Genomic DNA, 6,048 nt, shown 5'->3' on the forward strand with positions numbered 1-6,048 from the left:
CTCCATGACGGACTCGACCGATATTGCCATCATTGGTTCGGGGATCAACTCCCTGGTAGCCGCCGCGGAGCTTGCCATGGCCGGGAAGCGCGTCTGCCTCATTGAACGGGGTGGCAGGCTGGGCGGCTTCATCCATTCAGCGGAACGCACGCTGCCCGGGTTCATCCACGATTCCTTCTCCTCCTGGCACCCCCTGTTCGTTTCCGGAGGGGCTTACCAGGCTTTGGGAAGCGAGCTGCATGCGAGGGGATTGGAATACTGCAATTCCGACGGCGCGGTGACGGCCAGCGTGGCAGCCGATCCAAAGACGGGGCAACACAGGGTGGTCATGGCCCATCGCGACTCGGCACTCACTGCAGCTGCGTTGCAGGAGAACGGAGACGAAGGCGCCTACCTGGCGATGTTGGAGGACCTCGGCCGCAATGCAGGGACCATTTTCGGTGCGTTCGGTGCTGAACTCCGCTCGTTCAAAGACGTGCTGAGGATCGCCGCCGGCGCTTTGAAGCGAGGAAAAGTCAAGGGTACGGAGGCCTTCGTCCGGGATTCCGTCATGAGCGGCCGCAACTATCTCCGCAGCCGCTTCAACGGATGGCAAACCGACCAGCTCTGGTCCCCTTGGCTCCTTCACGCAGGCCTCGGCCCCGACCAAGCGACCGGCGGCGTCATGCTTCCGGTCATGGCCTTGAGCATGCACAGCTTTGGCCTGCCTGTCGTCAAAGGAGGGGCCTCGAATTTCATCGCTGCTTTTGAGGCCCTTCTGAGGGATAAAGGCGTCCGGATCATGCTGGACACAGAAGCCGAGGAAATCCTGGTCGGCTCTAAAGGTGCAACAGGCGTGAAAACCTCCAAGGGCCTGGTCAGCGCACAGACCGTGCTCGCAAATGTGTCGCCCCAGGCGCTGTATTCCAAGCTGTTGCGCCAGCCACCAGCCGGGTTGGCCGAAGCAGCCGCACGCTACCAGAATGGCCGCGGGGCCATGCAGATCCACCTGGCCTTGGATAAACCGGTCCAATGGACCGATCCGCGTTTGGATTCCGTGCCCCTGGTTCACCTGAGCAACGGTTCGGACAGTACTGCAATTGCTTGCGCCCAAGCCGAGGCGGGGCTGTTGCCTACGGAACCTACCGTCGTCGTAGGTCAGCAGTGCGTCCTGGATCCTTCCCGGGCCCCCGCAGGCAAAGCGACACTATGGCTGCAGTTACAGGAAGTGCCGTTCTCGCCGGTAGCGGATGCGGCAGGGTCGCTCGCCGTGGACGGCGGCTGGACACAGGAACTTAAGGAACAGTACATGGAACGCGTCCTGACCAGGCTCGAACAATTCGCGCCAGGCACCAGGGCCTCCGTCCTGGCCTGGGACATCCTGGCACCGACCGATCTGGCTGCGGAAAACCCCAATGCCGTCAACGGCGATCCGTACGGCGGATCCGCGGAACTCTTCCAAAACCTCCTCTGGCGGCCCTTCCCCCAGGCCGCAAACCACAAAACCCCCGTCAAGGGCTTGTGGCACATTGGCGCTTCCACCCACCCCGGTCCCGGGCTGTCCGGCGGATCGGGGCATTTAGTTGCCCAGAAACTGAAATGAACCCACACATCAACCCGACAGGAGAACAATGTCTGTTCTAAATGAGCTCACCGCAGCCTTGTCATCCGGCGCCATCGACGTCGTCGACCTCACCACGCCACTCAGCGGTGACACCCCGATTCTGAATCTTCCCCAACCCTTGGCCAACACGGTTGGACTCTCGCTCACTCCCGTCAGCAATTTCGACGACGCCGGACCGGCCTGGGCGTGGAACGACGTCACGGTGGGCGAACACGCCGGTACACATCTGGACGCTCCCGTCCACTGGATCACGGGCAAGGACGGGAAATCCGTTGACCAGATCGAGCCCTACCGCCTGGTGGGGCCGGCTGTGGTGATTGACAAGACCGCCGAAGCTGCACAGGACGCCGACTTCCTGCTGGAACCCGAACACTTCGAGCAGTGGCAGCAGGACCATGGCCCTTTCCCGGAAAACTGCTGGGTCATCTTCCGCACCGGCTGGTCCGCCCGCGGCGGTAACGCATCGGATTTCATGAACGCTGACGACGCCGGCCCCCACACACCCGGGGTCTCCGCGGCGGGTGCCAAATGGCTCGCCGGAAACGCCTCCATCAGCGGCTTCGGCGTGGAAACGGTCGGCATTGATGCTGGCCAGGCCGCAACACTGGATCCGATGTTCCCGGTCCATTCGTTCCTGCTCGGCGCTGACAAATATGGTGTGACGTCGCTGCGGAACGTTGATCGCCTCCCTGTCACCGGCGCGACACTGGTGGTTGCACCCCTGCCCATCGTCGGCGGGACGGGGAGCCCCAGCCGCGTTTATGCACTGGTTGACAACTCAGCAAAGACGGAAAGCACCGCATCGGAGCCCGGCGCATGAGCGAGCAGGTAAGGGTCTCCACGCTGGTGGGCCAGACACTGGCAAAGCTGGGAGTCGGCCACGTCTTCGGGGTGGTGGGAAGCGGCAACTTCGACGTCACCAGCACCTTGATGAACGCCGGAATTCCCTACACCGCGGCCCGCCATGAGGGCGGCGCTGCCACCATGGCCGATGCTTACTCCAGGATGTCGGGCAAGGTGGGCGTGGTGACCACACACCAAGGATGTGGCCTGACCAACGCGATCACCGGCGTCGGGGAAGCTGCCAAGAGCCGAACACCCATGATCGTGCTGACGGCCGATACGCAGGCGGCAGCTATCCGGTCCAACTTCAAGATCGACCAAGATGCACTGGCACGCAGCGTAGGGGCCGCGGCGGAACGGATCCACTCCCCCGAAACGGCTGTAGCGGACACCGTGCGGGCATTTCGAACAGCGGTGAATGAGCGCAGGACCGTGGTCCTCAGCTTGCCTTTGGATGTCCAAAGCGGAACGGCCGCAGACACGGTGAGTACCGTCGTCGTGCCTGTGCCGGTGCGGCTTCGTCCGGATACCCGTGCAGTGAACCAGCTGGTAGAGCTGATTTCCAATGCGAAACGGCCCGTGTTTGTAGCGGGCCGCGGCGGCAGGGGCGCCCGGGATTCCATCCTGGCCCTTGCCCGGCATGCGGGGGCACTCGTGGCGACCTCGGCCGTGGCCAATGGGCTGTTCAACGGCGATTCGCACAATTTGGGCATCTCCGGCGGGTTCTCCTCCCCTTTAACCGCGGAGCTCATTACCTCAGCGGACCTGATTGTCGGGTGGGGTTGCACCCTGAATATGTGGACTATGCGTCACGGCAGGCTGATCTCTACCGGGACAAAAGTAGTCCAGATCGACGTCGAAGATTCCTCGTTGGGCGCCAACAGGCAGATCACACTTGGCGTGCTGGGTGATTCCGCCCTCACGGCCGACGACGCCCTGGAAGTGCTCAGGACGACCCAGCCTGCAGCGGCGGAAAAGTACCGCACTGAGCAGAACGCCCTCGCCATCAAACAGAGTTCGCGGTGGCGGGACGTGGAGACTCCGGACCTTGGCACTGCGACGTCGATCGATCCACGGGTGATCAGTCGGGAACTGGATACAATCCTTCCCGCAGACAGGATCCTCGCAGTGGATTCGGGCAACTTCATGGGCTACCCCAGCCAGTACCTGGCGGTTCCGGACGAATTCGGATTCTGTTTTACCCAAGCGTTCCAGGCGATTGGCATTGGCCTCTACACGGCAATTGGCGCTGCAATAGCGCAACCACATCGATTGCCCGTCCTGGGTGCCGGAGACGGTGGGTTCCTGATGGGCATCAGCGAGCTGGAGACCGCCGTACGGCTGAAGCTGCCGCTGGTCTGCATCGTCTACAACGATGCCGCGTACGGCGCTGAGGTCCACCACTTCGCCGAACACCACCCGCAAGAGGAACTGGGGAGCGTGTCCTTCCCCGAGACGGATATTGCCGCAATCGCCCGGGGACACGGAGCCGACGGCGTGACAGTCAGGACTCTTGAGGACCTTCAGCCAGTACGGGAATGGGTTGCAGCCTTCAGGGACGGCGGACGGGACCGGCCCCTGGTGATCGATGCCAAGATCGCCTCGGACGGTGGCTCCTGGTGGCTGGCGGAGGCCTTCCAAGGACACTGATCCCGGGACGGCTCCTTGTAAAAGGGTTGGGGCGCAATGCTGCCCCAACCCTTTTCTCGGTTGCGTACTTCACACAGTTGTTACTGCTGGCACATCTGATTTCGCAGGTGACCCAACGATGGACAGCGCATATTCATGGGCCTTCGGACCTAGCAGTTGGTGCAGCTTCGTGAAGAGCTCCTGTGCGGCCAGCCCATGCCAATTTTCCGGCAGGTATTCTTCGGGGAGCCCGGGGTCCATATACGGAAGCCTCCGCCACTGCGTGACCATGGGAACGTAATCCACGAAGGCCTGCTTCAGCAGTTCGGCCTGCCCGGCCTCCTCATCGTGGTCCTCCCAGCGACGGAGTACGGGCTGATGCCGTGCAATGAAGTCCGAATAAAGGGCCTCCAACGATGGCAGATCCCACCATTGGCCCACTTTCTCCTCCAGGTGGCCGCCGGTCAGGTGGGTTGCCCTGAAGAGTTCCACATAGTCCATGAGCCCGGCCCGCCGCAGCTGGTGTTCGACGTCGGGCGCAAGATTTCCGGGTGCGATCCACAACCCAGGAGACACCTGGCCGCAGCCGATGCGGGTCAATATGCTCCGGAGCTTATGCCGCAGGTGTCGCTGTGTCTCGGGAACTGAGAAGGAGGCAAGGAGCCAGGCGTCGTCTTTGTCTGCACGGCGGGGAGTGAAAATCCGTTCGTCGCCGGCGCTGAACACATCCTCGAGTTCCGGCGAAAGTTTGTAAGCCGCGGAACTTCCCCGTTTCACGCTGACCAGGACTCCGCGTTTCTTCAACCGCGACACGGACGAACGCACGCCCGCTGATTCGACTCCCAGGTCCCCGAGGAGCTGCACGAGGTCCGCGATCGCGAACGTGCCGTCCTGATGGCGGGCATACAAGCCATACACAGTGACGATCAGGTGTTGATGGCGCGGCGTCGGGGCAACGTCGGGCGCGGCGGCCTTGGCCATTCAGCGCTACCTCAATTGGTTAGGGATGGACTTAGAGTCTTAGGCTACATCCCCGATTGGACGCGCTTTTCACGGCCCTAGCTGATGTACATGCAGGGTTTAGTTCAAACGGTGTCTAAATGAAGATAAGGCCAGCCCACGGTGTGGCAACCGGCGTCGTCCCGTTGAATACGGAGCGGAACTCTTCATCGAGCAGAGCGCCCATGGTCAGTTCGGGTGAATTTTCCTTGATCTCATCAGAGCGTGAACCAGACATCTTTGTCTCCTTAGTACGGGGATGCGGAGCGGATCACCACTTGCGGCGCCCTCATGCTTCCAAACACCACTTTATATCGCGTCAGTGACGCTCGTAAATAGATCGACATATCCTCACAATCGTCAGATGGACCCTGGCCCACGCGGCCGCGCAGCCCAGGCTTGAGAAGGAGCATGAGCATGAAGATCGCTATTGTTGGAGGCGGCCCGGGCGGGTTGTATTTCGCGGCTTTGATGAAGCAGTTGGATCCGTCGCACGAGATCACGTTGTGGGAGCGCAATGCTGCCAGTGACACGTTTGGGTTTGGTGTGGTGTTTTCCGATGAGACCCTGGGCGGGATCGGGAACGCTGATCCGGTGGTCGCGGAGTACATGAGCCGCCGGTTCGCCCGGTGGTCCGATATTGATATCCATTTCCGTGGCGAAATGATGACGGTGGGCGGGCAGGGGTTCGCGGCGATGAGCCGGAAGGAGTTGCTGGAGTTGCTGCAGCGCCGTTGCCTGGAGTTGGGCGTGGATGTCCGGTTCTCCACCGTGGCCCCGGCCATCGAGGATCTCGAAGCCGACTATGATCTGGTGCTCGCCGCGGACGGGGTGAATTCGCAGATCCGCGCCAAGTACGCGGACGCGTTCGGCCCGGACCTGGATCCGCGGTCCAACAAGTTCATGTGGCTGGGCACGGACCAGGTGTTCGAGGCTTTCAAGTTCTTCGTCAAGGACACCGAGTTCGGTGTGAT

General features: G+C 61.9%; 6 protein-coding genes. 4 read left to right on the top strand and 2 right to left on the bottom strand.

Going from position 1 to position 6,048, the window contains the following annotated elements; translation table 11 throughout:
* Positions 1 to 4: 4 nt before the first annotated feature.
* From ACFX4T_RS16730 to ACFX4T_RS16740, 3 genes are read left to right on the top strand one after another with little or no spacing between them, the layout of a single operon-like run.
* Complete coding sequence (locus ACFX4T_RS16730; protein ID WP_377652737.1) at positions 5 to 1,582, top strand: phytoene desaturase family protein; 1,578 nt, start codon at positions 5 to 7, stop codon at positions 1,580 to 1,582.
* A gap of 28 nt (positions 1,583 to 1,610) precedes the next feature.
* Complete coding sequence (locus tag ACFX4T_RS16735; protein ID WP_223945882.1) at positions 1,611 to 2,423, top strand: cyclase family protein; 813 nt, start codon at positions 1,611 to 1,613, stop codon at positions 2,421 to 2,423.
* Entirely contained in the window at positions 2,420 to 4,096 is a 1,677-nt protein-coding gene (locus ACFX4T_RS16740) for a thiamine pyrophosphate-binding protein (protein ID WP_377652740.1), read from the top strand. The genes ACFX4T_RS16735 and ACFX4T_RS16740 overlap by 4 nt, the downstream gene beginning before the upstream one ends.
* A gap of 69 nt (positions 4,097 to 4,165) precedes the next feature.
* On the opposite strand, the gene ACFX4T_RS16745 is transcribed toward ACFX4T_RS16740, so the two are convergent.
* A complete protein-coding gene (locus ACFX4T_RS16745) occupies positions 4,166 to 5,056 on the bottom strand; it encodes a PaaX family transcriptional regulator C-terminal domain-containing protein (RefSeq protein WP_377652742.1) in 891 nt (296 codons plus the stop codon).
* A 115-nt stretch (positions 5,057 to 5,171) separates the two neighbouring features.
* Positions 5,172 to 5,312: a hypothetical protein gene (locus tag ACFX4T_RS16750; RefSeq protein WP_377652744.1), complete on the bottom strand. Its 141-nt coding sequence runs from the start codon at positions 5,310 to 5,312 to the stop codon at positions 5,172 to 5,174.
* Positions 5,313 to 5,491: 179 nt separating this feature from the next.
* Here ACFX4T_RS16750 and ACFX4T_RS16755 point away from each other — a divergent pair.
* Positions 5,492 to 6,048 (top strand): lycopene cyclase family protein (locus ACFX4T_RS16755; RefSeq protein ID WP_377652746.1); only part of this gene is annotated, 557 nt, incomplete at its 3' end.

The sequence above is a fragment of the Paenarthrobacter sp. YIM B13468 genome, from assembly GCF_042788025.1.
In the GTDB taxonomy this organism is placed as follows: Bacteria; Actinomycetota; Actinomycetes; order Actinomycetales; family Micrococcaceae; genus Arthrobacter; species Arthrobacter aromaticivorans.